The following is a 23,969-nucleotide window of genomic DNA, read 5'->3' on the forward strand; positions in this document are numbered from 1 at the left end:
TCAGAGCTCCTAATGCCATTTTCAAAACTAGGATTATCCAGTCCTCTTGTTCAAGCGATTACCGAACTAGGTTACAAAACGCCAACGCCCATTCAGGAACAAGCGATTCCTGCCATTCTTTCGGGTAACGATTTAATCGCCACCGCACAAACAGGCACAGGCAAAACCGCTGCCTTTGTTCTGCCTCTGCTAGAACGATTCAGCAACGCGGGAACGTTACGCGGCAAGCGCATACGCGCACTGATCCTCGTGCCCACCCGTGAGCTTGCGGTTCAGGTCGAAGCCAATGTGGCTCAATACGCTAAACACACGCAGTTAACCTCCATGGCTATGTATGGCGGTGTGGATACCGAAGCTCAAAAAGAGCGCCTGATCAAAGGAGTGGATATTCTGGTCGCCACGCCGGGCAGATTGCTTGATTTGGCACATCAGCGTGCACTGCACTTTGATGAACTTAAAGTCATGGTATTGGACGAAGCGGACAGAATGGTCGACATGGGTTTTGTCGACGATATCCATAAAATCATAGATCGCCTGCCTGAAGACCGTCAGAACCTACTGTTTTCGGCCACAATGACAGACGACGTACGCGCCCTCGCCTACGATTTTTCAGATAGCAAGATGACCGATCTCGCGGCTGAAATATCCATTTCTCCAAACGTCCGAGCCGCCGCTAATGTCAAACAATGGCTAATCACCGTCGATAAAGACACGAAATCCGCCTTGTTGAGCCACTTGATCAACGAACAAAAGTGGGATCAGGCGCTTATTTTTACCGAGAAAAAACACAATGCAGCCAAGCTTGTTGCTCAACTGGAAAAACGCGGCATCAAGGCAGATTCCATTCATGGCGGTAGAAGCCAGGCCATGCGCGAAAACGTTTTGGCTCAGTTCAAGTCAGGCGAACTAAAGTACCTAGTCGCCACAGGGGTTGCCGCTCGTGGTTTGGATATTGGTGAACTGAGCCGTGTGGTGAATTACGATTTACCTTTTCAGCCAGAAGAGTACATCCACCGTATTGGCCGAACCGGCCGCGCGGGCGCCTCAGGGGAAGCCATCTCTTTAGTCGACATGAGTGACTTTAAAAATCTATGTGCCATTGAAAGACGGTTAAAAAGCATTATTGAGCGCAAAGAGATTGCAGGCTTTCCGGTTCGAAAAGCAGTACCTGAATCAAACTTAAACTATAAAAAACAAAGTAATCGTTAAACCTTACCAAAGAAGCTCACCTCTTGAAAAAGGTGAGCTTCTTTATTGTAGATATTTCACGAATCTGGCAAAAACGCATCTAACAACTCGGCATTAGTGGGATACTTATCCAATAATTCAAGCAACTTCTGGGCGCCGTCTACTGGCTTAAGCGTTGTCAGCCCTCTACGCACTGCCCTTACTTTTTCAATATCTTTTGCATCAATCAAAAGCTCCTCTCGACGGGTACTGCTTTTAGCAATATCTATCGCCGGGAAAATCCGTTGATTGGCCACATCCCGGGATAACACCAGTTCCATATTGCCCGTGCCCTTAAACTCCTCGAAAATCACCTGATCCATTCGACTTCCCGTATCCACCAGCACGGTGGCCAGAATGGTGAGCGATCCGCCATTTTCGATCTTTCTCGCGGCGCCAAACAGTTTTCGCGGTATTTCCATCGCTCGGGAATCCAGCCCACCCGACATAGTGCGACCATTGCCCCGCTGCTCGGCATTATGAACGCGCGAGAGTCTCGTCAAAGAATCGATCACAATCATCACGTTATGACCGTCGCCTGCTTGCTTACGCGCCGTCTCAAGAAGCTTGTCTGCCATTTTTACATGGTGTGTATAGCTTTCGTCTGAAGACGATGCATGCACTTCTGCCGAAACACTGCGCTTAAAATCTGTCACTTCTTCAGGGCGCTCATCAATCAGCAAGGCATACAGTTTTATTTCAGGATGAGCCTCTGCCACGGCCTGACAGATATGTTTTAACATCGTCGTTTTGCCAGAACCTGGCGGCGCAACAATCAACCCTCGCTGCCCCATCCCAATGGGCGTAATCAAATCCATCGCTCGCACAGTGCGCTGCTTAGAACCAGGTTCTAAATAAATGCGTGGGGAAGGATGAATAGCGACGCCATTTAAAAAACGTTTTTCAGGATCATTAGGAAATTGATCTTCCACTTCGTCGGCGGGCTTGGCATCTATCTCTCTTTTTGCCTTCAAACCTAGTGTTTTTCTCGTCATAATATTGATGGATCGCCTTGAATAACATGAGTTAACAGAATACTGAATTTATAAAAATAGCTGCATCATAGTCCAGCCGACTGATCGCATTGTTGCGGTACTTGGCATGGAAAACGGATAAGTCTAACTTGTGCGCAAAGGTATCGGGTTGGAGCTGATCTTAGTAGTGGACACCATCATGGCGTTAGCTGCCACTAATCCAGCAACCTTTGAGGTGCATCCATGTCTTCGTGCAACACACGAACAACAAGGATCTCCCGTTCAAGCACTTGGTAAAACACGGCATGATGCTCTACCTGCAATCGGCGGTATCCTGGAAGAACATGGGCGTAATTGGTGCCAAGTGACGGATAATTAACCAACTGCTTCATTCCTTCCTCCAGCTGATCCAAGTATTTATCCGCCTGTTCTACACCCCACTCTTCGCAGGTATATACCCATATGCCAATAAGGTCTGATTCCGCCTTCGGCGTGATGCTCAGCTTGACCACTACTGAGCCCCCTTCATCCGCTTACGGCCAGCTGCCTTAATAGTCGACATATCGAGCGGCTTGGGTTTCCCACTCATCTCACCTTCAACGAGGGCGTTTCTCAGCCTGGTTAAACGTTCTTGGGCCTGCTGGTCACGGCGGATAAGATGGCGGATATACTCACTATCATTGCCGAAGTGCCCGCTTTCAATCTGGCCTCTCACCCAGTCGTCTTGTTGTTCAGTCAGGGTAATGGTTTTCCGATGCATGCTCATAGGGTTGCTCCTAACACAGCAATAGTATGACAATATCATACTAGATGTTTCGCTGGATCAGTGCCTGATATTTATCGCATGAAAGTCATTGGTGTGATGAATAGAAGGAGGTGTCAGCGTAGTTTTTCTACAGGCTCAACGCCGCGCTCTGCGGAAATTTAGGAGCGCCAGCGAGTAAATTTTCCGTAGCAGCACATTGTTATGCCTTTGCGCTCAATATTACCTCTGCGAGCGCTCCAGCGATTTCCTCAATGCTCTGCAAAGAAGTGTTTAACGCGACTTTGTCCGCAAGTGCTGGGCTAAAATTCATAACTTCGCTCTTTGTTATTTTGTGCCATATCGGCAATATCATTTTATGTCCATTCATTTCCCGCGCAACCATCGAGTCAAGCTCATACTGTGTCCAATTCTTCGAGCAAAAAGCAGACGATAGAATCACTGTTCCAAATCTCGAGTTCACCAACCCTTGATCGATGCTTTTTCGCAAACTATCGCCAACTTTTAAAGTGAATTCGTCATACCATACTTTAACCCCAATATTTTCTAGCGTTTCAGCGAGTGGGCGAACAAATTCCTCTTTATCTTCCGAGGCATGGGATATAAATAAGTCATATTTCACAATATTTGTATGCGAAATATTTTGAGTATTCGCCAACTCTTTCACAGAAGCAGCCATATTGGAAGTTTGATTGATCTCTGCTCGCAAGCGGCGCTGGTATTCAAGCTGCTCTCTCTGATGCCTCTTTTCTAAATCTGCTAGTTTTTTTCTTTCTCTCTCGTCGGCAACGGCTTGCTTTTTACGTTCCTTTTCCTCTTCTTTAAGCAGATCTTGCTTGGCCTTTAGCAACTGCCCTTCTTTGTCAGATAGCTTTTTATAAAGACCCGCTTTATTTACTTGTATCTTAGCTATCTCAGCCTGTTTTCTTTGAACTTCAGCACTTTTGCTTTTCAGAGTACTAATGCTAGTGCTTTTGGTAATGCTCCTTTCAATTTGCCCAATCCGATTCCCACAATCAGACTCCTTTTTTGTCTCCAAGCTCATTTTGTGGTGGATATCTGATATTTCTTTTTGCAACCTAGTAATTGAACTTGAAATTGTTGAGATCGACATTATTACTCCACTGTCTGTTTGAACATTGCATAACACCCGCATTTGCGGCTGGTTTGAAGCGCGGCGAAAAACCAGTCCTGCAGCATGCGCTTGTTACGTGTTTTGCTTATAGATAAATTGAAGGCGTTTGTATAAATCATTACTTAGATTCCTTAATCCTTCTTCATTTGGGTAGTATTTTAATGCCCTATGATGCCCTAAATCAGAAGGTATATCGTCAAGGGACTGAGTAATTGGAATAACAGTTTTTCCAAGAGTATGTGCTATTCCCGTTTCATACATGACATTAGGATTTTTACCAGTGAAATCAACCACCACTACCTTAGAGCAAAATATCAAATCAAAGATATCTTGTATAAAGGTGGAATTATCCCATATGTCATCAGCTCGCTTGCATTCCAAACTCATATAATCAGCTACTCTAGTTACAGCTGAGTAAGTGCCATTAAATCCGGCATTAAATGGCATCATCACGGAAATTAGTTTTTCGTTTAATTTTTTAGCAGGAACTTGAAATACGCTGGGTTTAAACGTTATTACTCTCTCGGTAGGGATTTCTTCAAAAGATGTTGAAACGAACTCGCCATTCGCAGGAAGTAACCAAACTGTTCCGTTCGCCTGAACAGAAATCGTCAAATCATTTGTTTTTAACGATGAAGTGATAGCTTCTAAAGCCTTATCACGGTCAACGTTATCATCAAAAAGAAAGTGATCTGGATGTAAGAGATACTCAATGACCTTAACCATTTCTGGTGATGGCATATTATCTGGAGATTGCCGTCTATTAAGTTCATCAAGAACTTCCCTAACCCATACTCGTCTAGTTGATCCATCATGAACATAATCAAGGTCTAAATCGACAAAAAAATCGCGTAAGGTAAGACGAACTTCTATACGGAAAAAACTGAAATGGTTGATAGCCACATATCATTTCAGCAATTTTCGAGATTGCTGCTGCTCCAATTTTCATTAACTAAAAATCCTCAATGTGCTGACACGTAACGCTTTGGCTTTGCGGCGTGCCGCAGCGCAGGCACGTCCGACAACAGCCATTTGTTACATGTTATCAAGCCGCCATCTTTAAGCCTGCATTAAAAAAAGCGAACATGACGCCTGTAGATAAAAGCGCAGCCAAAGTATAGAGCGCACCATGATGCTTGGCGAAGTGAGTTATAAATCGAACTAAAGATAAACACCCCAGAACAATCGCCGCAACAAAAAGAACCATTACGTAGAACGCCGCTATGACTCCCCCAAAATTTTCAAACACCTGTTTTCCAGTAAAAATTAAGAGCGTCGCCAGAAAAGCCGCCAGCGCTTGATCGCTTAGAAAGCCCGATATGGCAGAGAAGGTAAATTTTGAATCCTTATCAGGAAGATCTAAAAATATTTTGACTTTCTCATTCGAAACCCCTTCAGCCTTCTTCGTCAAAATCGGAAGAAATACAATAACTAAGCCGACTAGGTTCATGAAAACGATCATGAAGTAGATTTCCTCAGTAACCACCCCTCCATCATAGACGCCCTTGAAGAATAGGTAATTCAGATAGCAAAAAAAGCCAAAAAACAAAACCGCAACACTGGACTCGAAGAGCCCATACTCTCCAATCAACTTCTTTCGCACACTTCCTCCTATGACATGTAACAGTGATTAGACTGCACGTTCTGGTATTAAATGAACGCACTGCGCTGCTCAACATTCTTATCGCGCGCGTTGAAACAGCGCTAACCAACTAATTTTTAATAAAATTAATAGTAGTTCGTCAGTATATCCAAAATTCGCGTACGTTCTAGTTTTGCTGATCTACTCGTACTGTATTCATAAAATTGGCTTAGGTCACGTGACTTTGCAGAAAACTTGTGCTGTAGCTGGCGCTGCCTTCGCGCCGGGCCTCCGCTGCGTGTGCCCTTTGACTCGTTCCTCGCCAAGCGTCACACCGCGCCACGAGCATGCAATTCTTTGATTTTATGGTATTTTTACCGAAGCGAACTCGCAATAGTGGCCTGACACCATATTGGGCTGGATTGTTTATGGGTAGGGGTCTTCGCGCGCTAAAGCGCCCTCCCACAACACCGGGTCAACATTACTAATGCTGCAGTGGGGTTGTGGAAGGCGCTAAGTGCTTAGGCTTTAAGGACGTAACGCAGAGTTTCGACGACTTGGTCAGTGGTGGTGCACCAGGCGTTCGCACCAGCATCCACTTCTTTCAGCGGGTGAACGATATCTTCGCTGTGCAGTGTGATGTAGGGCTTGGCGAGGGCTGCGCAGTAGCCTGCGTCGAAGGCGGCGTTCCACTGTTTGTACTGGTCGCCGAAGCGGACAACGACCAGATCCGCTTGCTCGATCATGGTGCGGGTACGGATGGCGTTGACCTTGGAGGACTGGTGGTCGCGCCAGAAGCCATTTTCCGGCTTGCCCAGGTGGTCGCCGGCGGCGTCAGAGGCGGCGTGGTCGGTGACCGGAGCGGTAAACACGATATCCAGGCCCGCTGCCTCGGCGCCGCGCTGGATTTCTTCGCGCCAGTCGGTGTGAATCTCACCGGATAGATAAACGTAAAAGCTCATGGGGTGCTCCTGGAGTGTAAGCGAATGAAAAATTTTCTGCTTCCTAGACAGTTTTGAGTCCAATAGTTCTGCGCCTAGGATAATTTAGTAACTGCTGAGTTACCCAGCTTTATCGTCATGGCGCCTTGCCGTGTCGACTCGTTCAACCAATTCTTCGAAAAGCCGATTCTCGCGTCTGAAAGTTTTGAACGATATATCGCCTGTATTCCAATTGGTTCTGGTCGGAAGGAAAGCAACCTCGCGGGTAGAGGTTTTCTCAGCGCCGGATCTTCGTAGCGTCAGTGTCACTTTATCGGGTGACACCATGGACTGATAGTTAACGTTCATCACATCCTTTAAATACACTATCTCTCGCTCTTTTCCGTACACAAACGTCAAGCTGTCACCATTGTCATACACACAGTTGGCTACACCTGCATAAGCCTTTTTAAACGAATGAGCCATAAAAACAATCATGCCAAGGGGGATAAATACGGCTATTGTAAAGCCACCTGCATGGTACAAAAATGACAAAGTCATCAAGCTGGTAAAGATTAACCATACGGCAGGAAAAATCCTGCGGCTAAAAACAGCTGAACGAGAGATAATACGCGCATCTTGTTGCATCGGCATAATTCCTTTAAGCACACATAAAGCCTATCAGCTCTCCAGATTATTTATAATTACTGTACGAGATGCCGCCCTCTACTCAGGCTTATAAGAGCGGCTCGCGCGCCATCAAATAACAGTCCATTATCCAGCCATAACTTTCGCGCAATTCGGCGCGCCGCTCGATAATCTCGTCGCTGACCTCATTAAGCCAGCCTTTGATCAGGCACTGTTTATCCATGCCCAGGTAGGCGCCCCACCAGATGTAAGTGTCCTCTTGCGGGAGCGAGGCAAAGGCCCCGCCGCTATCCAGCATTACGGCGACGGTGGCGGCATCGCTTGGCCAGCCGCGCTCGCGCAGGCGGCGGCCGGTGGTGATGTGCACCGGTTCGGCAAGGGCATTGAGGGGAATTTTGTGTTCAGCGGTAAGCACTTGCAGGCTGGTGATGCCTGGCACAACCTCTACATCCACCTGCTTACCCGCGGCGCTTAGGCGCTGGGTAATGCGCAGGCTGCTGTCGTAAAGCGAGGGGTCGCCCCACACCAGCATCCCTACCCGCCCGCCGCTGGGGAGATGTTCATCCATCAACTGTGCCCAGACGCTGGCGATGGCTGCGTGCCAGTCGTCCACCGCGCCCAGGTAGTCATTTTTGCTTTCTCGGCTGGGTAGATCGAATTCGACGATCCTGGTGGACACCGGCGCTTCCAGCAGCCGTTCGCAAAGCAACCGGCGCAGGTCGATCAAATCCGACTTGGCCTCGCCTTTACGGGGCAGCAGGATCAGATCGGCGTTATTGAGGGCGCGCACGGCGGCCAGGGTGACGTGGTCAAGGTTGCCGGTGCCGATGCCTATTAGCGACAGCGTGATCATGATTCGCTCTCTTGGTATTGGCTTGCCGTGGCAAAAGGCGAATCCGCCGACTGTGGACGAAAGCGGCGGTCGTAGCCTACGGCGTAGAGGCTGCTCTCCTGGAAGTCTTCGCTCTCCAGCACCGGCCCCACCAGAATTAGCGCGGTGCGCTGCATGGTGTCATCCACCAAAGCTTCTATGCTGGCTAGCCGCCCACGCACTACCCGTTCATCGGGCCAGCTTGCCCGCCACACGATGGCCACCGGGCACTGTTCGCCATAGTAAGGCGTCAGGCTCTCGACCACCTGGGCAAGGTTATGGATAGAGAGATGGATGGCCAGCGTGGCGCCGGTGCGGGAGAAATTGGCTAGCGTCTCGTCGCTGGGCATGGCGCTGGCACGCCCCGGCGTACGGGTGAGTACTACCGACTGGGCGACACCGGGTAGCGTCAGTTCCTGACCCAAAGTTGCCGAGGCTGCCGCAAACGCTGGCACGCCGGGGGTAATGCTGTAGGGGATATCCAGCTCGCGCAGGCGGCGCAGTTGCTCACCCATGGCCGACCACACCGATAGATCCCCCGAATGCAGCCGGGCGACATCCTGACCTTCGGCGTGGGCGCGGCTGATCTCCAGCATGATGTCATCCAGCGATAGCGGCGCGGTATTGACCACCCTAGCCCCAGCCGGGCAGTGTTCGAGGATTTCCTCAGGTACTAATGAGCCTGCGTACAGGCACACCGGGCAGGCGGCGATCAGGTCGCGCCCGCGCAGGGTAAGCAGATCCGGCGCGCCGGGGCCGGCGCCAATGAAATGTACCGTCATTATCTATTTCCTTCTGCTAACGCCAACGCGGCGGTGGCCTGCCGATCCGCTGAGATTATTCTTGGCCCTAGCAGCGTTGCCCCTGGGCCTGCCGCTAATAGCGCTACGGCCTCGGCCACGCTGCCTGTGCCGCGGGCCTGCAAACTTTGCGCTGAATGAGTCAGCGTTGTCACCGTTGGTAGCTCGGCGTCCGACACGGCGATAACCTCGATATGTCGCAGTCGCCCCAGTTCTTCTACTAACGGCAGCATGGAGCGAGCCGCCGACAGCTTATCGATAGCGCCGCATTGGTCGATCAGTTGATCCAGCGCCTGGGCGAGAGATTCAAGCGTGGCCTCACTGCGAAAGCCAAATCCCGCTACCCTCAATCCCCGTGCTGTCATCGAACGCCCCGCCACTGAACGATGGGGTAGCTGGCCTTCCAGCCTCGCCGGGTGCCGATGGGGGCGGCGTTGGCAAGCTCCAGCCGCAGCAGTTCGCCGCCTGCTTTTTGTTGCCAGTGCGCCAGCAGCGCTTCGGATTCCAGGGTGACGGCATTGGCAACGATGCGCACGCCTTCGGGGAGGCGCTGCCATAAGTCGTCTAACAACGCGTGAGATAAACCACCGCCGATAAATACCGCATCGGGCCGCGGTGTATCGTTTAGCACTTCCGGCGCGCTGCCCTCTTTTAATTCCAGCCAATCGACGCCCAGGTTCTCTGCATTGCTCCGCGCTCGCGCTGCCCGTTCTGCGTTTTGCTCGAAGCCTACCGCCTGATTATCCGGGTGGGAGAGCAGCCACTCAATGGCAACGGAGCCCGACCCGGTGCCGATATCCCACAGCCGCTCGCCGGGCATGGGGGCCAGCGCCGCCAAGGTGATGGCGCGAATGGTCTGTTTGGTGATCTGGCCATCGTGGTCAAAAAAATGATCCGGTAGGCCGGGCGTCAGTGGCAAGGCGGGGCCGCTACCGGCGACTTCCAGCCCCACCGCCACCGGGTGGGCGATATCCTGTGGCAAGTTGGCGTCGACACGACAATGGCGAATACGCTCGCTATCGCCGCCCAGGGCTTCCAGCACCGCTAGTTGGGAACCCCCAAAGCCGAACCGGCTGACCAGCGAGGCGAGTTCGGCCACCGACTCGCCGTCTCTTACCAACACCAGCAAACGCCTACCGGCATGCAGGTAAGGCCGAATGCGCGTCAGTGGTTTGGCGTGCAGGCCCAGGCAGGTGCAGCGCTCCAGCGGCCAACCCAAGCGGGAGGCCGCCAGGCTGAAGGTGGAAAGCGCTGGCAGCGCGATCCACTCGTCTATGCTGAGATGCTGCGCCAGGGTGCTGCCCGCTCCAAACCAGAACGGGTCGTTTGAAACCAGCATGACCACCCGGCGGCCGCGCTGATTGAGCAGTTCAGAAATGCCATCGGCAAAGGGCACCGGCCACTCAATCACCTCGGCGTTTAGAGACGGCAAAAGGCGCAGGTGGCGGCGCGCGCCGAATACCACCTCGGCACTTTCCAGTGCGGCGCGGCTTGCCGCCGTTAGTCCCTGTGTGCCACCCTCCCCCCAGCCTAAAAAGGTCAGCCAGGGAGCCTGACCTACTGGAGCGTGAGAAATTTCAACCATGATCAAGATCCTAATTCTCGGGGGAACCTCGGAGGCCAGCGCTCTGGCCAGTGCGGTTGCCAAGCGCGGGCTTCCCGCCATTTTCAGCTATGCGGGTCGCGTCGCTACGCCTAAACCCCAGCCGCTGCCGACCCGCATTGGCGGATTTGGCGGCGTTAGCGGACTTGCCGCCTTTGTGGCCCAGGAGCGCATCACCCATATCGTCGATGCCACCCATCCCTTTGCCGCGCAGATGAGCACGAACGCGTTAGCCGCAGCGGCCCAGTGCGAGGTAAAGGTCATTGCCCTTACCCGGCCTGCCTGGCAACCCGTTGACGGTGACCAGTGGCACAGCGTGGCAAGTATCGATGAAGCCGTCAGCGCCCTGGCGGGCCCGCGCCAGCGGGTGCTGCTCGCCATTGGCCGCATGCACCTTGCTGCTTTTGCCGCCCAGCCCCAGCACCATTACGTGCTGCGCTTGGTTGACCGACCTATAAGCCCATTACCACTGGCCGATGTCAGCACCGTGATTGACCGAGGCCCGTTTACGCTGGAAGGCGATCTCGCCCTGCTTGAAGACCAGCGAATCCAGCGCATCGTGTGTAAAAATTCCGGCGGTGATGGAGCCGCCTCAAAACTGACCGCTGCCCGTAGGCTCGGCCTGCCCGTGGTGATGATAGAACGGCCAGCGCTGCCACCCCGCCATGAACTTCATCGTATTGATGACGTGATTAGCTGGCTTGATAGCCCCTCTTAATCTTCAGTACGTTTAATCAGCCGAGCGCGGCGTATAAACCAGCGGCGATCCACTGCGGTCAATCAGTCGTGTCTGCTGTGAGCCGACGATCACCAGCGTGCGCATATCGGCCATGTCCGGCGTTGCCTCGCCTAGCGTGGTGACGCGAATCGACTCTTCCGGCGTGGAAACCGCCCGGGCGAAAATGATCAGCCTATCCGGCCCGCAGACTTCCCGCAGTATGTCCAGCGTGCGCTCGAAGCCCGCTGGGCGTGCCTTGGAGCGGGGATTGTAAAACGCCATGGCGAAGTCGGCCTCAGCGGCCAGGCGCAGGCGCTTTTCAATCAGTGCCCAGGGCTTCAAATTGTCGGATAGATTAATGCAGCAGAAGTCGTGCCCCAGCGGCGCGCCGACGCTTGCGCTGGCGGCCAGCATGGCGGAAATACCCGGCAGTACCTGAATATCCAGCGTGCGCATCTGGGCATCGCCCGCTTCCAGCGCCTCGAACACAGCAGCGGCCATGGCAAACACGCCAGGATCGCCGGAAGACACCACCACGACCCTATGACCCTCAAGCGCCAGCTGTAGCGCCTGCTCCGCCCGGCGAATCTCTTCACGGTTGTCCGAGCCGTGGCGGACTAATCCAGCACGTGGCGCGATCCGGTTAACGTAGGGCACATAGCCCACCACGTCGGAGGCTTCCTGCAGCGCAGCGGTTACCTCGGGAGTGACCATGGCCTCTGAGCCCGGCCCCAGGCCGACGATTTTCAGCCAGCCGCTCATGGCCGCCTCCCGTGGCCATGGATCAGCACAATCGAGAAGTACGGCACGCTCTCGCCAACGTCCGCCAGCGGCAATACGCGTTGCTGCGACATGGCGGCGTACTCGATCAGCCAGGCTTCGCCTTCGCGGCCCGCGTGAACCAGGGCCCGACGAAGCTTGGCCAGGTTGCGGCCAATCTTCATCACTACCAGCGCATCGGTTTGGGCGATGCGCTCAGCCAATGCCTCTTCCGGTAGCGTGGCCATGAGCACGGTCAGGATGTCATCGCCCCAGGTAATTGGCTGGTCGGTGGCCGTCCACGCCGCCGACATGCCGGTAATCCCCGGCACTACCGAGACGGGCACGCGGTTCAACAGTCGCGTGTAGAGGTGCATGAAGGAGCCGTAGAAGAACGGGTCGCCTTCACACAGCACCACCACATCGCACCCTGCCTCTGCCATCTCGATCAGTTGGGCCACGCTGCGTTCATAGAAAGCCGCCAGTAGCTCATTGTAGCGCGGGTCGTCGAAGGGAATTTCCGTGGTGACCGGGTATTCCATGGGCAACTCGATCGCGCCGGGCGGGATCATGCCCTCCACGATGGTGCGGGCATGGCCGCAGCGGCCCTTCTTGCGGAAATACGCCACATGGGTCGCGCCGCGTATCAGACGGTCGGCGCGCACGCTCATTAAGTCCTGGCTGCCGGGGCCCAGCCCAACGCCATATATCGTTCCCTGGGTCATTCGATGCGATCCGCCATGGCGTTAATGGCCGCCACCGTGACGGCGCTGCCGCCCAGGCGACCGCGTACGATACAGCTGGGTAGCGCTGGGTTCGCCAGCAGCGCTTCCTTGGATTCCGCCGCGCCGACAAAACCTACCGGGCAGCCGATGATCGCCGCCGGGCGCGGGCATGCCGGGTCTTCGAGCATATTGAGCAGATGAAACAGCGCGGTGGGTGCGTTGCCAATGGCGACCACGGCGCCTTCCAGGTGCGGCCGCCACAGCTCCAGCGCCGCCGCTGAGCGGGTGTTGGCCATTTCCTGGGCGAGGCCGGGCGTGCGCTCATCGTTGAGGGTGCAGATGACTTCGTTGTCAGCGGGTAGCCGCTTGCGGGTGATGCCTTCCGAGACCATGCGGGCATCGCAGAGAATTGGAGCGCCCTGCTCTAACGCGGCACGGGCCTTATTGACCACGTCATTTTGAAAATGAATATAGGCGGCCAATTCCACCAGCCCGGCGGCGTGAATCATGCGCACCGCCACGGTCTCTTCTTCCACTGAAAAGCGGCCAAGCTCGGCTTCACTGCGAATAATCGCAAACGACTCCCGGTAAATCGCCGGGCCACTGGTTTCGTACTTATAGGGCACCCAAACTCTCCAAATAAACTAATTCGCAGTTGCTGGTCTGCAAGGCATCCGTGCCAGGGCAGGTTTCCGCGAGGGCGCTGTGAAATCATCCACGAGCGCTACTTTCGACATCTGACCGCCATGGATGGCGGAAATGCCGGAAATGTCGGGAACATTTTCCGGCACTGGAAAAAGACCCTCGCTACAACCTGCCCTGGCACTCAGCTATCCAGCATATAAGCCACTATTTTTTTAATCTCGATAAACCTAATGGCTTTCGCTGAGCTTTCTAATAACATCCAACGCCTCACTCTCTGTGAGGCCTGACTTAACCGGCGTGCTATCGGCGCGGCCATTGATTATCACGTCAAAGCGACCATCGCGGCCGGTAAGACACAGCGCTGCCGGTCGTTGGCGGGCGCAGCCTTTAGCGCAGCCGGATATATGCACGGTTCCCTCCATCCAGCCGCTTAGCTGCTCGGCAAGCGGCTGGGTGGCGACACTCGCCTGTTCGCAAAAGGGCGCGCCGGGGCAGGCATCCATCGCTAGCCGCGGGTCGCTATTATGGCGGATCAAGCCATCCACCGCGGGTAGTGTATCGCAATCCTGCAACAACAGACGCCGCCAGGGGGTGACCTGCACGCTGCTGACTGTTTGCGAGACAGCATTACGTAGCGTGTTAGCGGCCACCCGGCCAAAAGGCAGGCCAACCACCATGCCCTCGCGATGTTCGCCCAGCGCCAGCTTCTCGCCTGGGGATGCGGGGGCGGTATCAGCGGGCGCCCAATCGGGCAGCGGTGCGGTATGCCGACGCATACGCCCGGCATCCCAGCCGCCGGTATCTACAAACCAGTGGGTCAGGCGTATCAGCTGCTCGACGACGGCCGCAGCATCGCTCACCGCCATACCTAGCGCGTAACCCTCGGCACGCACCAGCAGGCCGCCTTCCATTGAGCGCTCGATGCGAAAATCAGCGGCGCTGTCGCCAAGTACCGGCGCTTTTCCCGCATCGATGGCGATGCCCACCTTGCCGGGCATGGCGGCTAATTCACTGCCCCGCGTCTGCAACAGGCGGGCAATGGTAGGGGTGTCATCGCCCTTTTGCCAGGCGGGCGCCAGCATCAGCTGCGGCTGACGTTCTGCTTCCGGGTCGTCGCTCACCAACTGATGTTCGACCAGAAACGCCATCAGCGGTGGCCAGCTTGCGTCGGTCACCCCGCGCAGCTGCAGGTTGGCCCGGCTGGTCAGCTCGATCAAACCGCTGCCGAAGGTCTCGGCGGCGTCGCACAGTGCCACTACCTGTTCCCGCGAAAGCTGGCCCAGCGGCGGACGCACGCGTACAAGCCAACCATCGCCGGTGGCCATGGGTCGCCACGCGCCGGGGCACCAGCCTTTAATGCGCGGGCTGGGCGACATGACCATGGGTCTCTTTGGCTTCGTCCATTTCCAGCAGCAGATCCTGAAGCGCCTGGCCGTGCTCGCCGGGGGCTTGCCACATGCCCCGCTGGGCGGCTTCGAGTAATCGTTCAGCCATCTCTTCCAAGGCGGCCGGGTTGTGCTCGCGGAGGAACTGCTGATTGGCTTTATCGAGCACCAGAGCGTCACTCACCTGGGCGTACTGGTAGTCGGCAATCAGATCGGTGGTGGCGTCGTAGGCAAACAGGTAGTCCACCGTGACGGCCATCTCAAAGGCGCCTTTGTAGCCGTGCTCGCGCATGGCGTTGATCCACTTGGGGTTCAACACGCGCGAGCGAATCACCTTCGCCAGTTCTTCTTTCAGGGTGCGGATCTTGGGCACCGCGGGGTTGGCGTGGTCGGCGTGGTAAATTTCCGGCGCCTTGCCGCTTAGCGAGCGGGTGGCGTTGGCCATGCCGCCCTGGAAGGCGTAGTAGCTGTTGGAATCGAGAATATCGTGCTCGCGATTGTCCTGGTTTTGCATCACCGCATCCAGCCCCTGGAGCTGCTGCTCGAACGCATTACGGGCGGCAGTGCCGGAGGCCTTGAACTGACCGTAGGCGTAGGCGCCTGCATCCATGTAGGCCTCGGCCAGATCGTCGGCGCTGTCCCAGGCGCGGTTTTCAATCAGCCGGTTAAGGCCCGCGCCGTATTCACCGGGCTTGTTGCCAAAGATGCGGTAGCTCGCCTCCTGGGCGGCCATCTCCGGGATCAGTCCCTGGTCTTCCAGTTCCTGCTGGCGGGAAAGCACCGCCTCGCGGATGGTGTTGCTGTTGCCCGGCTCTGCATAGCTCGCCACCGCCTGCACCGCGGCATCAAACAGGCGAATCACGTTGGGGAAGGCGTCGCGGAAAAATCCCGACACCCGCAGCGTGACGTCTACCCGTGGGCGATTGAGCAACATCGAAGGAATGACTTCAAAGTCGCTCACCCGCTGGGAACCCAGCGACCAGATGGGCCGCACGCCCATTAGCGCGAAGGCCTGGGCGATGTCATCGCCACCGGTGCGCATGGTGGCGGTGCCCCAGATGGAGAGCCCCAACCGGCGTGGGTAGTCGCCGTGATCCTGTAGATAGCGTTCGACAAACGCCTGGGCGGATTTTTCGCCCAGCGTCCAGGCGGCGGGCGATGGAATCGAGCGGTTATCGACGCTGAAAAAGTTGCGCCCGGTGGGCAGCGTATCCAGCCGCCCCCGGCTGGGGGCGCCGCTGGGCCCGGCGGGCACGAAGATGCCCTCAAGGCCGTCGAGCAGCGACTGAATCTCCATCTTCACCCCGCGCTGCATGGTGACCCATAGCTGGTCCCGGGCGTAGCGCAGCTGCGCTGCCGTATCGGGGTAATCCTGGGCCAGGTCATCCAGGCTGCCGTTGGCCAAGACGTAGTCGGCCACCCAGCGCTCGGCCAGCAGTTCCAGGCGTTCACGGGCATCAGCCCCGGTGCGCCAGGGGGTATCGAGCTGCTGGGTTAAAATGGCCGGCTCGGGCCCCTGCCAGGGCTCATTGCCCGCGGCTAACGGATCAAAATCCAATCCTAAATCGCTGGCCAGATTGTGCAGCAGGCCTCGGCTGGCCACCGCTTCGCCACGGGGTAGTCGCAACAGAGCCACCAAGGTGCCCGCCCGCTTCTCTTCAGGCGGCAGCGTGCCAAGAATATGCAGGCCGTGACGGATCTGCGATTCCTTGATGTCGCACAGGAAGGTATCCAGCTCGTTGAGAAGCTCGGCATCGTCGCTGGCGTGCGCCAGTTCCTGGTCGATGCCGGTATCACGCAGGTGGGCGAGAATCTGGCTACGTATCAGCGCTTCCCGGCGGGGATCCATATCCAGCGCTTGATAATACTCGTCGGTGAGTGCTTCCAGCTCGGCCATGGGGCCGTAGAGTTCGGCCCGCGCCAGGGGCGGCATCAGGTGGTCGATAATCACCGCATGGCTGCGGCGCTTGGCCTGGGCGCCCTCGCCGGGGTCGTTGACGATAAACGGATAAAAGTGCGGCAGCGGCCCCAGGGCAATATCCGGCCAGCATTCCGCGCTCAAGGCGATGCTCTTACCCGGCAGCCACTCCAAATTACCGTGCTTACCCACGTGGATAACTGCATCGACCTGGTAGTGCTCACGCAGCCAAAAATAAAACGCCAGGTAGCTGTGAGGCGGCGCCAGCTCCATATCGTGGTAGGACTGGGTGAGATCGTCGATAAAGTCGCGCTCCGGCTGGATACCCACGAAGGTCTCACCCAAACGAACACCCGCGATCATCAAGCGTCCCTGGCGGCACTTGGGGTCTTCGTGAGGCTCGCCCCAGCGCGTCCACACGGTTTCCTGCAGCTCGGTGGGCAGGGTTTGAAACCAAGCCAGGTAGTCGTCAACGCTAATGCTCTGCCAGCAGGCGCGCTGGTCGAGGCTGCCGTGATCGTTGGTCACCGCCCCCTGAAGCTGGCGGATCAATTCATCGCCATTTTCCGGCAGTTCGCTGAGCGGGTAACCCGACGCTTTCAGAGCGCCGAGAATCTGCAGCGTCGACGCAGGCGTATCCAGCCCGACCCCGTTACCGATCCGGCCATCGCGATTGGGGTAGTTGGCCATGATCAGCGCGACACGCTTCTGCCCGTTGGGGATCAGCCGCAGCGAACAAATGCGCCGTGCCAGCTCGGCCACAAAAGCGGCCCGCTCCGGGTGGATCACGTGGTGGGTCACCGCCAGCTGGCAGCGCGGGTTGTAGTGGGCTTCGGCTTTAAAACCCACCGCCCGGGTGATGATGCGCCCATCCATCTCGGGGAGCACCACCTGCATGGCCACATCGCGGCTATGCAGCCCGGCGGCCATGCCCTGCCAGTCTTCCGATGTGCTGCTGGCAAGAATCGCCTGGAGCACCACGGGACGGCCTACAAAAAGATTGTCAGGTAGCTCTTCCCCCTGGGCATTCAGCCCGTCGGCGTTGCGATTGACCGCAAAGCTGGTGGTATTGATCACCAGCATGGCGCCGATCTGCTCAATCAGGTGATTGATAAAATCAATGCACGGCCCTTCTTTCAGGGACGCCACGGCCACCGCCAACGGCTCCAGCCCCTGGTCTTTAAGCGCCGCTATCATGCCATCGGGTACGGCGGTGTTCGCCCCCTGCAAATGGCTGCGATAAAACAGCAGCAGGCACACTGGCCGCCCTGGCACCTGGCGATCGCGCCACTCGCTGAGGCTGGACGCCTGCTGCTCCTGCGACGCATAAATCACCGCTGGCGGGATGACCTTGGGCTCCTGCCAGTCGCCCAGCTGTCTATCTATACACTCGCTGGCCATATACTCATTGGCGACAAAGCGCAGCAGCTGCTCGGCGTTATCGGTGCCACCCTCTCGCAGGTAGCGCCACACGCGATACGCGTCATCAAAAGCGATGGTGGAGTCTTCCAGCAGGGCGTCATCCGGGGCATCGCAGCCCGGCACCATTATCAATTGACGCTCGGGTTTCGCCGCCGCCCAGGCCAGCAGGCGTTCGTGACCGTACTGCCAGTAGGCCTTGCCGCCCAGCAGCGAGACGATGACCAACTGAGCCTTTTCCAGCACCCGGTCTTCGTAGAGATCGTAGGCGGCCGGTTTTACCAGGTTCATCCAGTTGGCCAGTCGCACCGAGGGGTACGCCTCGCCCAGACGGTCGACCGCCTGGGCCAGCGCCGACAGATTGCTATCGGCGGCGGAGAGTATCACGACCTCGGCAGGGCTCTGTTGCAGGTCGATGATGCCTTCATCATCGACAAAGCCTCCGGGCTTGGCGGCAAATAAGTGCATTAGCTAGCCGTATGCGCCTGTTCAGGGTTCATTTCGGCAGCGGCAAGTTCGTCCTGCAACAGCTGGCTATCCAGCGACTTGCCGATGATCACCAGTTGGGTCTGGCGCGTCTCGTCCTGGCTCCACAGCCGGTCGAAGTAGCCTTCCAGGCGCTCGCCCACCGCCTGGATGACCCGGCGCATGGGCTTGCCGGGAATCGCTGCAAAGCCTTTGGCGCGGTAGATTTCGTGGCTTTTCAGCAGCTGTTGCAGCTTGTCGGCCAAGATGTCGCCATCGACTTCGCCCAGGGTGATCACGCAGGAATCAAAGTTGTCGTGGGCGTGGTCGTGGTGAGCGCCTTCGGCGTGGTGCTTGTCGTGGTGATTGGTGATGCTATCAATATGCTCTTCGCTGGCTGCGCCGATACCCATCAGCGCTTCCAGCTGGGTGGTGTCGGTGGTCTGGGTCTGATCGATAAACAGCGTTTTCACCGAGGCACTCACCCGCGCCTGAATCACTGCTTCCACCTTTGTGCGCTCTTCCGGGCTGAGCAGGTCGGCCTTGCTGACCAGCACCAGATCCGCCGCGCTGAGCTGGTCATCGAGCAGCTCGCGCAGGCTGGGGTCGTGATCCAGGCTCTCGTCGGCGAGGCGCTGGGCGGCCACCTTCTCCACGTCGCTGGCATAGCGGCCGGCGGCCACGGCGGGGCCATCGATCACGGTAATAATCGCATCCACGGTGCAGTGCTGGCGGACGTCGGGCCAGTTGAACGCTTGCACCAGCGGCTTGGGCAGCGCCAGGCCGCTGGTTTCGATCAGGATGTGGTCGATATCGTCGCGGCGGGCGACCAGCTTTTTCATGACCGGCAGAAATTCTTCTTCCACGGTGCAGCAGATACAGCCGTTGGCCAGTTCATAGATGCTGCCGTCTTCACCGTCTAGCTGCCCGCCTTCGCTACCCTCTTCACACCCCAGCGCACAGCTACGCAGCAGGCTGGAGTCGATATCCTGTTCGCCGAACTCATTGACGATCACGGCGATCCGCTTGCCGGTCACCTGACGCAGAATATTGGCCAGCAGCGTGGTTTTGCCGCTGCCGAGAAAACCGGTCACGACCGTGGCAGGAATCTTATTCAATTGCATGGGTAAATGCCTCGCTGTGTTGCGGTTCGCAGTACGCCGGGCTGGCAGAAAAGAGCCTTGCCACAGCGTCAGGATTATTGGGGAAAAACAGATGCAAATAGGTCGCCGTCAGGCGCTTTTGACGGTAAATCGCCTCCCCCGGCGCGGGGTGCCGCTGGCGGCGGCCGTGGCCAATCGGCTCGAGGGTGCCTTCCGCCATGGAGCGGTGGTGCGCATGGCCGCGAACCGGGCCTTCCGGCAGCTCGGCGGTTTGCATCCCCTGGCAGCCGCGGCGCCCGCGCATGGCCCCCTGCCCGGGCAGCAGGCCTAGCATGGTATGAGTAATATCGTCGTAGTCGGTCAGGGTTTCCAGGCAGTACAGCAGCCCGCCACACTCGGCCAGAATGGGCTTGTCGGCGCGGTAGAAAGCCTCAATAGCCGAACGCATGGCGCCGTTATCCGCCAGCGTTTGAGCGTGAAGCTCCGGGTAGCCCCCCGGCAGCCAGAGGGCGTCGCATTCGGGCAGGCGGCTATCCGTCAGCGGCGAAAAGAAGCGCAGCGTCGCGCCCATCTGCTCCAGCAGGTCAAGGTTGGCCTGATAGACAAAGCTGAAAGCGGCGTCCCGGGCCACGCCAATGGTATGGCCTTTGAGCAACGGCTTAACGGCCGCAAGCTGTTCTTGTGGTGCGGTAAAAGTTACCGGCGAAAGCGCTGCAAGTGATTCAAGCAGCCCAGCCGCTTCCAGCGCTTTAGCACCGGCTTCAAAACGGGCTTCCAGATCCTCGCGAATCTCCGCCGCCTGCACGAGGCCCAGGTGGCGTTCGGGGAGTGACAGCGCGGGGTCGCGGGGCATAGCGGCCAGCAGAGGGATTGTCGCTGGCAGCGCCCCTTCGATCAGCTCGCGGTGGCGGGCCGAGCCGCAGGCATTGGCGATAAGCCCGGCGATATGGATGTCGTCGCGAAAGCCGACCAACCCTGATACCAGCGCGGCGGCGGTCTGGGCCATGCCTTTTACATCCATGACGATCACCATGGGAATATCAAACAAGGCCGCTAAATCAGCGCTGGAGGGCTCGCCGTCGAACAGCCCCATGGCGCCTTCCACCAGGATCAAGTCCGCTTCACAGGCGGCGTCATAAAAGCGCTGGCGGCAGTAGGCTTCGCCTGCCATCCATAGATCCAGTTGATCCACCGGCTGACCGGAGGCCTGGGCGAGTATCTGCGGATCCAGGTAGTCCGGGCCGGTCTTGAACACCCGCACCACCTTGCCCTGGTTGCGCAGCAGGCGGGCCAGGCCCGCCGTGACAGTGGTTTTGCCCTGGCCTGAGGCCGGGGCAGCGATAAACAGCGCGGGGCAGCGAGCGGTTGGCGTCGTCATCAGTATTCGATCCCCGCCTGGGCTTTAACGCCGCCGCGAAAGGCGTGGCGCTCGTCCTGAACGACGCTGATAGTATCCGCGATTTCCTGAAGCGGCGTGGCCATGGTGCGCCCAGTAATGATGACGTTCTGGTGCGCCGGGCGGCGCTTAAGCGCTTCCACCACCGGTTCGGGGTCGAGATAGCCGTACTTGAACATATAGCTCATCTCGTCCAGTACGATCATATGATAGGCGGGGTTCTCCAGCAGCCCTTTGGCGACGGCCCAGGCGGCCTCGGCGGCTTCGATATCCCGCTCGCGATTCTGGGTTTCCCAGGTAAAGCCGTGGCCCATGATGTGCCAGTCGAGCTTGGGATGATCGCGAAAGAACAGATACTCGCCGGTTTCGCGGCGGCCTTTGATGAACTGGATCACCGCGCACTGCTGACCGTGCCCCAGTGAGCGCGCCATGGTGCCGAAGGCGGAGCTGCTTTTGCCCTTGCCGTTGCCTTTCAGCAGAATCAGCACGCCCCGCTCTTCCGTCGCCTTGCTGATGCGCTCGTCGACCACGTCTTTTTTGCGCTGCATGCGATCTAAATGGCTTGCGTCGCTCATGAGAAGTTCCCAGGTTGATGTGCAGAAACAGTATGCGCCATAGAGGGTCTGCCAAACGAGGCCGGCCAGTAACGCGCGCCCAACTGCTGGGCGATTCGCGCGCCCTGCCCGCGTTTGACTTTGGACTGTTCGGTGTCGATAAGTAGACAGTCCTCCAGTGGGGCGAGATCGTCAACGGTTTCCCGGGTGCGGCCATCGGTGATCAGATAGGTGCGCACCTTCAGGCCGGGCTCGCGGCGCTGCCACTGGCGGATCAGCCGCTTGGCTTCAATAATCACTTCCCGCAGCGGGGTACCGCCACCGCCTTTGGCACTATCCAGAGTGCTCCGCGCGTTTTTGGGCGCTCGGCGGCGGGAGAGTATCGGCACGACACCACCGTTGCCAAACCCCAGCACCGCCACCTGCTCCCGCGCGGCGTAGGCTTGGCTAACCAGCGATTCGACCAGCCCCTTTGCCTGGCCCAGCAGGCGCTGACCCAGGGTGGAACCGGAGGTGTCCAGCAGCACCAGGTGCGCTGTCGCCTGCCCAGAGCGGGTCTTGCGCATCTTTAGCTGCTGCCAAGGCCACTGACCGCGATTGGCGATAACGGTCGCAAACCCATCCAGCCGGGAAGTCGTCACTTGGGATCGCCCCTGGCCCAACGCACCACCTTTTCCAGCGCTAGCGTTGGTATCGGTGCGGTTGGCCAGCTTAAAAAGATCTTCGCTATCGGGCAATTTCACCGCTGGTTGGATAATCGCTTCCTGGGCTATGGGAGGCATTGCGCCCCACTGGCCCTGTTCAGCGCTCTGTTGGGATGAACCAGCGGTCGATGCGTTATTGCCCGACGACGAACTGCTCTCGTCTTTCGAAGGTGTTCCATTAGGTGGAGATGATGGCGGGCTCTGCTCAGGCGGTTGGGTACGCCGATGAGCCAACACCCAGGGTTCAACGGTGTCGATATCCTGCTGCTCCACGCTAGCCACACCACGCCAGGCCGCATGGGCCTGGGCGGCGCGGTGCCAGGTAACGTCTGCCCGCAGACCTTCAACGCCCGCGGCTTCACAGCAGTTGGCAATCGTTCGATACACCCAGGTGTCGGTGGTGATCTCTTTGAGCAAGCGCTGCGCTTTAGCAATGCGCCCGGCCAGAGCGGCCTGGGCATCCTCAACGCGTTCGAGCGTGCCAGTGGGGTCGCGGTCAAAGGCTTCCCGTTGCTGCACAATGGCAATGCGCTCGTCGATGCTTATGGTTCCAGCCTGTTCAAGGCAGAGGCCAAAGCGGTCAAGCAACTGAGGGCGCAGCTCGCCTTCGTCCGGGTTCATGGTGCCGATCAGGCTAAAGCGCGCCGGATGGGAGTGGCTAATGCCATCGCGCTCAACAATATTGGTACCGCTGGCGGCCACGTCCAGCAGCAAATCAACCAGGGTATCCGGTAGCAGATTGACTTCATCCACATAGAGCACCCCGCCGTCGGCTTTAGCCAGCAGCCCGGCATGAAAGGTAGCTTCGCCATTGGCCAGTACCTTTTGCAGATCCAGACTGCCAACCAGCCTGTCTTCGCTGGCACCCAGCGGCAGAGTGACAAAAGGGGCATGCTTTCCTTCGCTATCGCTGGGCAGAATGGCGGCCAGCGCCCGAGCTAAGGTGGATTTAGCGCTGCCCCTTGGCCCACTAATCAACACCCCGCCGATGCGCGGGTTAATGGCGTTAAGGAGCAGCGCGGTTTTCAGCGACTCCTGGCCGACCACCGCCGCAAAGGGGAACTCACTCACCGGCACCTCCCGTGCTGGCCAAGCCCGCTAACCGATCACTACTAGCCAACTGATCTAGGGAGCATGGAACTTGAATATGATTCATGGCAACTAGCCAAGTGTTAATAAAATCATTCATAAAGAAGTGGGAACAGAAAAGGCGTTCAGTATAGAGGAAGGGGTGGCGGCGAGGCCAATTTGTTGCAAGCTATTAACTTTGTGAGGATATATATCACTTACGCTAGGGATACAGTTGGATTTTTATGCTCTTACATAATATAATGTTATAACATTACATTTCAAATGAGGACTCATAAGATCCTTAAGCTTCCTGTTGTTCGCTATCCACCTGCAACCTAGAATGGCCAGTGTCGGTGTTCCCCCCGGAACTTAATAGAGAATCCGCCGCGGCTTGCCGCGAACCGGAACTGCCCCCGCAACTGTAGGCGGCGAGCGATGCTCTTTGATGCCACTGGACACAGAGTCTGGGAAGGCGAGCTAGCCATGACCCGTCAGTCAGGAGAACTGCCGATATATTACTTACATCGAGCGAAGTGGCTCGGTCAGTATTTTCTGCCCGAATGCGGAGCTCATCATGCACGGGA

The 23,969-nt window shown here is 57.1% G+C and carries 23 protein-coding genes and 1 riboswitch; of the genes, 2 read left to right on the forward strand and 21 right to left on the reverse strand.

The features are described from left to right. Positions 1–12: 12 nt before the first annotated feature. The gene (locus HALTITAN_RS10155; protein WP_039859140.1) at positions 13–1,209 is read left to right on the forward strand and encodes a DEAD/DEAH box helicase; all 1,197 of its coding nucleotides are present in this window, start codon (positions 13–15) and stop codon (positions 1,207–1,209) included. Positions 1,210–1,265: 56 nt separating this feature from the next. Here HALTITAN_RS10155 and rho read toward each other — a convergent pair whose 3' ends face one another. From rho to HALTITAN_RS10210, 12 genes are all read right to left on the reverse strand, one after another. Beyond that, on the reverse strand, positions 1,266–2,222 hold the full coding sequence (gene rho / locus HALTITAN_RS10160) for a transcription termination factor Rho (RefSeq protein ID WP_009287052.1): 957 nt from the start codon (positions 2,220–2,222) through the stop codon (positions 1,266–1,268). Positions 2,223–2,416: 194 nt separating this feature from the next. Further along, positions 2,417–2,713: a type II toxin-antitoxin system RelE/ParE family toxin gene (locus tag HALTITAN_RS10165; protein WP_039859142.1), complete on the reverse strand. Its 297-nt coding sequence runs from the start codon at positions 2,711–2,713 to the stop codon at positions 2,417–2,419. Beyond that, positions 2,713–2,967 carry a type II toxin-antitoxin system ParD family antitoxin gene (locus HALTITAN_RS10170; RefSeq protein ID WP_039859143.1) on the reverse strand — a complete coding sequence of 85 codons (255 nt, stop codon included), beginning with the start codon at positions 2,965–2,967 and terminating at the stop codon, positions 2,713–2,715. The genes HALTITAN_RS10165 and HALTITAN_RS10170 overlap by 1 nt, the downstream gene beginning before the upstream one ends. Before the next feature lie 199 nt (positions 2,968–3,166). Continuing rightward, positions 3,167–4,078, reverse strand: a complete 912-nt coding sequence (locus HALTITAN_RS10175) for a toll/interleukin-1 receptor domain-containing protein (RefSeq protein WP_039859145.1) — start codon at positions 4,076–4,078, stop codon at positions 3,167–3,169. Positions 4,079–4,171: 93 nt separating this feature from the next. Next, positions 4,172–5,002 (reverse strand): hypothetical protein, encoded by an 831-nt coding sequence (locus HALTITAN_RS24850; RefSeq protein WP_009287054.1) that lies wholly within the window; start codon positions 5,000–5,002, stop codon positions 4,172–4,174. Between the two features lie 142 nt (positions 5,003–5,144). Beyond that, positions 5,145–5,702 carry a hypothetical protein gene (locus HALTITAN_RS10180; protein WP_009287055.1) on the reverse strand — a complete coding sequence of 186 codons (558 nt, stop codon included), beginning with the start codon at positions 5,700–5,702 and terminating at the stop codon, positions 5,145–5,147. Positions 5,703–6,202: 500 nt separating this feature from the next. Then, a complete protein-coding gene (locus HALTITAN_RS10185; protein WP_039859147.1) occupies positions 6,203–6,643 on the reverse strand; it encodes a YtoQ family protein in 441 nt (146 codons plus the stop codon). A gap of 99 nt (positions 6,644–6,742) precedes the next feature. Beyond that, positions 6,743–7,249 carry a hypothetical protein gene (locus HALTITAN_RS10190; protein WP_236614949.1) on the reverse strand — a complete coding sequence of 169 codons (507 nt, stop codon included), beginning with the start codon at positions 7,247–7,249 and terminating at the stop codon, positions 6,743–6,745. Between the two features lie 88 nt (positions 7,250–7,337). Beyond that, entirely contained in the window at positions 7,338–8,102 is a 765-nt protein-coding gene (gene cobF, locus HALTITAN_RS10195; RefSeq protein WP_039859149.1) for a precorrin-6A synthase (deacetylating), read from the reverse strand. Beyond that, a complete protein-coding gene (gene cobM / locus HALTITAN_RS10200; RefSeq protein WP_039859151.1) occupies positions 8,099–8,902 on the reverse strand; it encodes a precorrin-4 C(11)-methyltransferase in 804 nt (267 codons plus the stop codon). Before cobM ends, cobF begins: the two co-directional genes overlap by 4 nt. Then, a complete protein-coding gene (locus tag HALTITAN_RS10205) occupies positions 8,902–9,285 on the reverse strand; it encodes a cobalamin biosynthesis protein (RefSeq protein ID WP_051051981.1) in 384 nt (127 codons plus the stop codon). Before HALTITAN_RS10205 ends, cobM begins: the two co-directional genes overlap by 1 nt. Then, on the reverse strand, positions 9,282–10,505 hold the full coding sequence (locus tag HALTITAN_RS10210) for a bifunctional cobalt-precorrin-7 (C(5))-methyltransferase/cobalt-precorrin-6B (C(15))-methyltransferase (protein WP_039859153.1): 1,224 nt from the start codon (positions 10,503–10,505) through the stop codon (positions 9,282–9,284). Before HALTITAN_RS10210 ends, HALTITAN_RS10205 begins: the two co-directional genes overlap by 4 nt. On the opposite strand from HALTITAN_RS10210, the gene HALTITAN_RS10215 reads away from it, so the two are divergent. Next, positions 10,504–11,241, forward strand: coding sequence for a cobalt-precorrin-6A reductase (locus tag HALTITAN_RS10215; RefSeq protein ID WP_039859155.1), 738 nt, complete (start codon positions 10,504–10,506; stop codon positions 11,239–11,241). The two genes, HALTITAN_RS10210 and HALTITAN_RS10215, sit on opposite strands and share 2 nt — an antisense overlap. A gap of 12 nt (positions 11,242–11,253) precedes the next feature. Here HALTITAN_RS10215 and cobJ read toward each other — a convergent pair whose 3' ends face one another. The 9 genes from cobJ to HALTITAN_RS10260 form a co-directional block, all read right to left on the reverse strand. Then, positions 11,254–12,003 carry a precorrin-3B C(17)-methyltransferase gene (gene cobJ / locus HALTITAN_RS10220; RefSeq protein WP_009287058.1) on the reverse strand — a complete coding sequence of 250 codons (750 nt, stop codon included), beginning with the start codon at positions 12,001–12,003 and terminating at the stop codon, positions 11,254–11,256. Continuing rightward, a complete protein-coding gene (gene cobI / locus HALTITAN_RS10225; protein ID WP_009287059.1) occupies positions 12,000–12,725 on the reverse strand; it encodes a precorrin-2 C(20)-methyltransferase in 726 nt (241 codons plus the stop codon). Before cobI ends, cobJ begins: the two co-directional genes overlap by 4 nt. After that, positions 12,722–13,351 carry a precorrin-8X methylmutase gene (locus tag HALTITAN_RS10230; RefSeq protein ID WP_009287060.1) on the reverse strand — a complete coding sequence of 210 codons (630 nt, stop codon included), beginning with the start codon at positions 13,349–13,351 and terminating at the stop codon, positions 12,722–12,724. Before HALTITAN_RS10230 ends, cobI begins: the two co-directional genes overlap by 4 nt. Positions 13,352–13,597: 246 nt before the next feature. Then, a complete protein-coding gene (locus tag HALTITAN_RS10235) occupies positions 13,598–14,746 on the reverse strand; it encodes a cobalamin biosynthesis protein CobG (RefSeq protein WP_039859157.1) in 1,149 nt (382 codons plus the stop codon). After that, positions 14,724–18,560, reverse strand: coding sequence for a cobaltochelatase subunit CobN (gene cobN, locus HALTITAN_RS10240; protein ID WP_039859158.1), 3,837 nt, complete (start codon positions 18,558–18,560; stop codon positions 14,724–14,726). Before cobN ends, HALTITAN_RS10235 begins: the two co-directional genes overlap by 23 nt. Then, positions 18,560–19,681 (reverse strand): cobalamin biosynthesis protein CobW, encoded by a 1,122-nt coding sequence (gene cobW, locus HALTITAN_RS10245; protein ID WP_009287061.1) that lies wholly within the window; start codon positions 19,679–19,681, stop codon positions 18,560–18,562. Before cobW ends, cobN begins: the two co-directional genes overlap by 1 nt. After that, the gene (locus HALTITAN_RS10250) at positions 19,668–21,038 is read right to left on the reverse strand and encodes a cobyrinic acid a,c-diamide synthase CobB (RefSeq protein ID WP_039859159.1); all 1,371 of its coding nucleotides are present in this window, start codon (positions 21,036–21,038) and stop codon (positions 19,668–19,670) included. The genes cobW and HALTITAN_RS10250 overlap by 14 nt, the downstream gene beginning before the upstream one ends. Continuing rightward, a complete protein-coding gene (gene cobO, locus HALTITAN_RS10255) occupies positions 21,038–21,631 on the reverse strand; it encodes a cob(I)yrinic acid a,c-diamide adenosyltransferase (RefSeq protein WP_039859160.1) in 594 nt (197 codons plus the stop codon). Before cobO ends, HALTITAN_RS10250 begins: the two co-directional genes overlap by 1 nt. Further along, positions 21,628–23,385: an AAA family ATPase gene (locus HALTITAN_RS10260; protein WP_039859161.1), complete on the reverse strand. Its 1,758-nt coding sequence runs from the start codon at positions 23,383–23,385 to the stop codon at positions 21,628–21,630. The genes cobO and HALTITAN_RS10260 overlap by 4 nt, the downstream gene beginning before the upstream one ends. A 334-nt stretch (positions 23,386–23,719) precedes the next feature. Then, a riboswitch (cobalamin riboswitch) is annotated at positions 23,720–23,911 on the forward strand. Positions 23,912–23,969 lie beyond the last annotated feature (58 nt).

The organism is Vreelandella titanicae BH1, from assembly GCF_000336575.1.
Lineage (GTDB): Bacteria > Pseudomonadota > Gammaproteobacteria > Pseudomonadales > Halomonadaceae > Vreelandella > Vreelandella titanicae.

What these genes read in the sequence shown, in the direction of transcription:
- HALTITAN_RS10155 (WP_039859140.1), top strand. Translation starts at nt 13, where the DNA reads ATGCCATTTTCAAAACTAGGATTATCCAGTCCTCTTGTTCAAGCGATT.
- rho (WP_009287052.1), bottom strand. Translation starts at nt 2,222, where the DNA reads ATGACGAGAAAAACACTAGGTTTGAAGGCAAAAAGAGAGATAGATGCC.
- HALTITAN_RS10170 (WP_039859143.1), bottom strand. Translation starts at nt 2,967, where the DNA reads ATGAGCATGCATCGGAAAACCATTACCCTGACTGAACAACAAGACGAC.
- HALTITAN_RS10175 (WP_039859145.1), bottom strand. Translation starts at nt 4,078, where the DNA reads ATGTCGATCTCAACAATTTCAAGTTCAATTACTAGGTTGCAAAAAGAA.
- HALTITAN_RS10185 (WP_039859147.1), bottom strand. Translation starts at nt 6,643, where the DNA reads ATGAGCTTTTACGTTTATCTATCCGGTGAGATTCACACCGACTGGCGC.
- HALTITAN_RS10190 (WP_236614949.1), bottom strand. Translation starts at nt 7,249, where the DNA reads ATGCAACAAGATGCGCGTATTATCTCTCGTTCAGCTGTTTTTAGCCGC.
- cobF (WP_039859149.1), bottom strand. Translation starts at nt 8,102, where the DNA reads ATGATCACGCTGTCGCTAATAGGCATCGGCACCGGCAACCTTGACCAC.
- cobM (WP_039859151.1), bottom strand. Translation starts at nt 8,902, where the DNA reads ATGACGGTACATTTCATTGGCGCCGGCCCCGGCGCGCCGGATCTGCTT.
- HALTITAN_RS10205 (WP_051051981.1), bottom strand. Translation starts at nt 9,285, where the DNA reads ATGACAGCACGGGGATTGAGGGTAGCGGGATTTGGCTTTCGCAGTGAG.
- HALTITAN_RS10215 (WP_039859155.1), top strand. Translation starts at nt 10,504, where the DNA reads ATGATCAAGATCCTAATTCTCGGGGGAACCTCGGAGGCCAGCGCTCTG.
- HALTITAN_RS10210 (WP_039859153.1), bottom strand. Translation starts at nt 10,505, where the DNA reads ATGGTTGAAATTTCTCACGCTCCAGTAGGTCAGGCTCCCTGGCTGACC.
- cobJ (WP_009287058.1), bottom strand. Translation starts at nt 12,003, where the DNA reads ATGAGCGGCTGGCTGAAAATCGTCGGCCTGGGGCCGGGCTCAGAGGCC.
- cobI (WP_009287059.1), bottom strand. Translation starts at nt 12,725, where the DNA reads ATGACCCAGGGAACGATATATGGCGTTGGGCTGGGCCCCGGCAGCCAG.
- HALTITAN_RS10235 (WP_039859157.1), bottom strand. Translation starts at nt 14,746, where the DNA reads ATGTCGCCCAGCCCGCGCATTAAAGGCTGGTGCCCCGGCGCGTGGCGA.
- cobN (WP_039859158.1), bottom strand. Translation starts at nt 18,560, where the DNA reads ATGCACTTATTTGCCGCCAAGCCCGGAGGCTTTGTCGATGATGAAGGC.
- cobW (WP_009287061.1), bottom strand. Translation starts at nt 19,681, where the DNA reads ATGCAATTGAATAAGATTCCTGCCACGGTCGTGACCGGTTTTCTCGGC.
- HALTITAN_RS10250 (WP_039859159.1), bottom strand. Translation starts at nt 21,038, where the DNA reads ATGACGACGCCAACCGCTCGCTGCCCCGCGCTGTTTATCGCTGCCCCG.
- cobO (WP_039859160.1), bottom strand. Translation starts at nt 21,631, where the DNA reads ATGAGCGACGCAAGCCATTTAGATCGCATGCAGCGCAAAAAAGACGTG.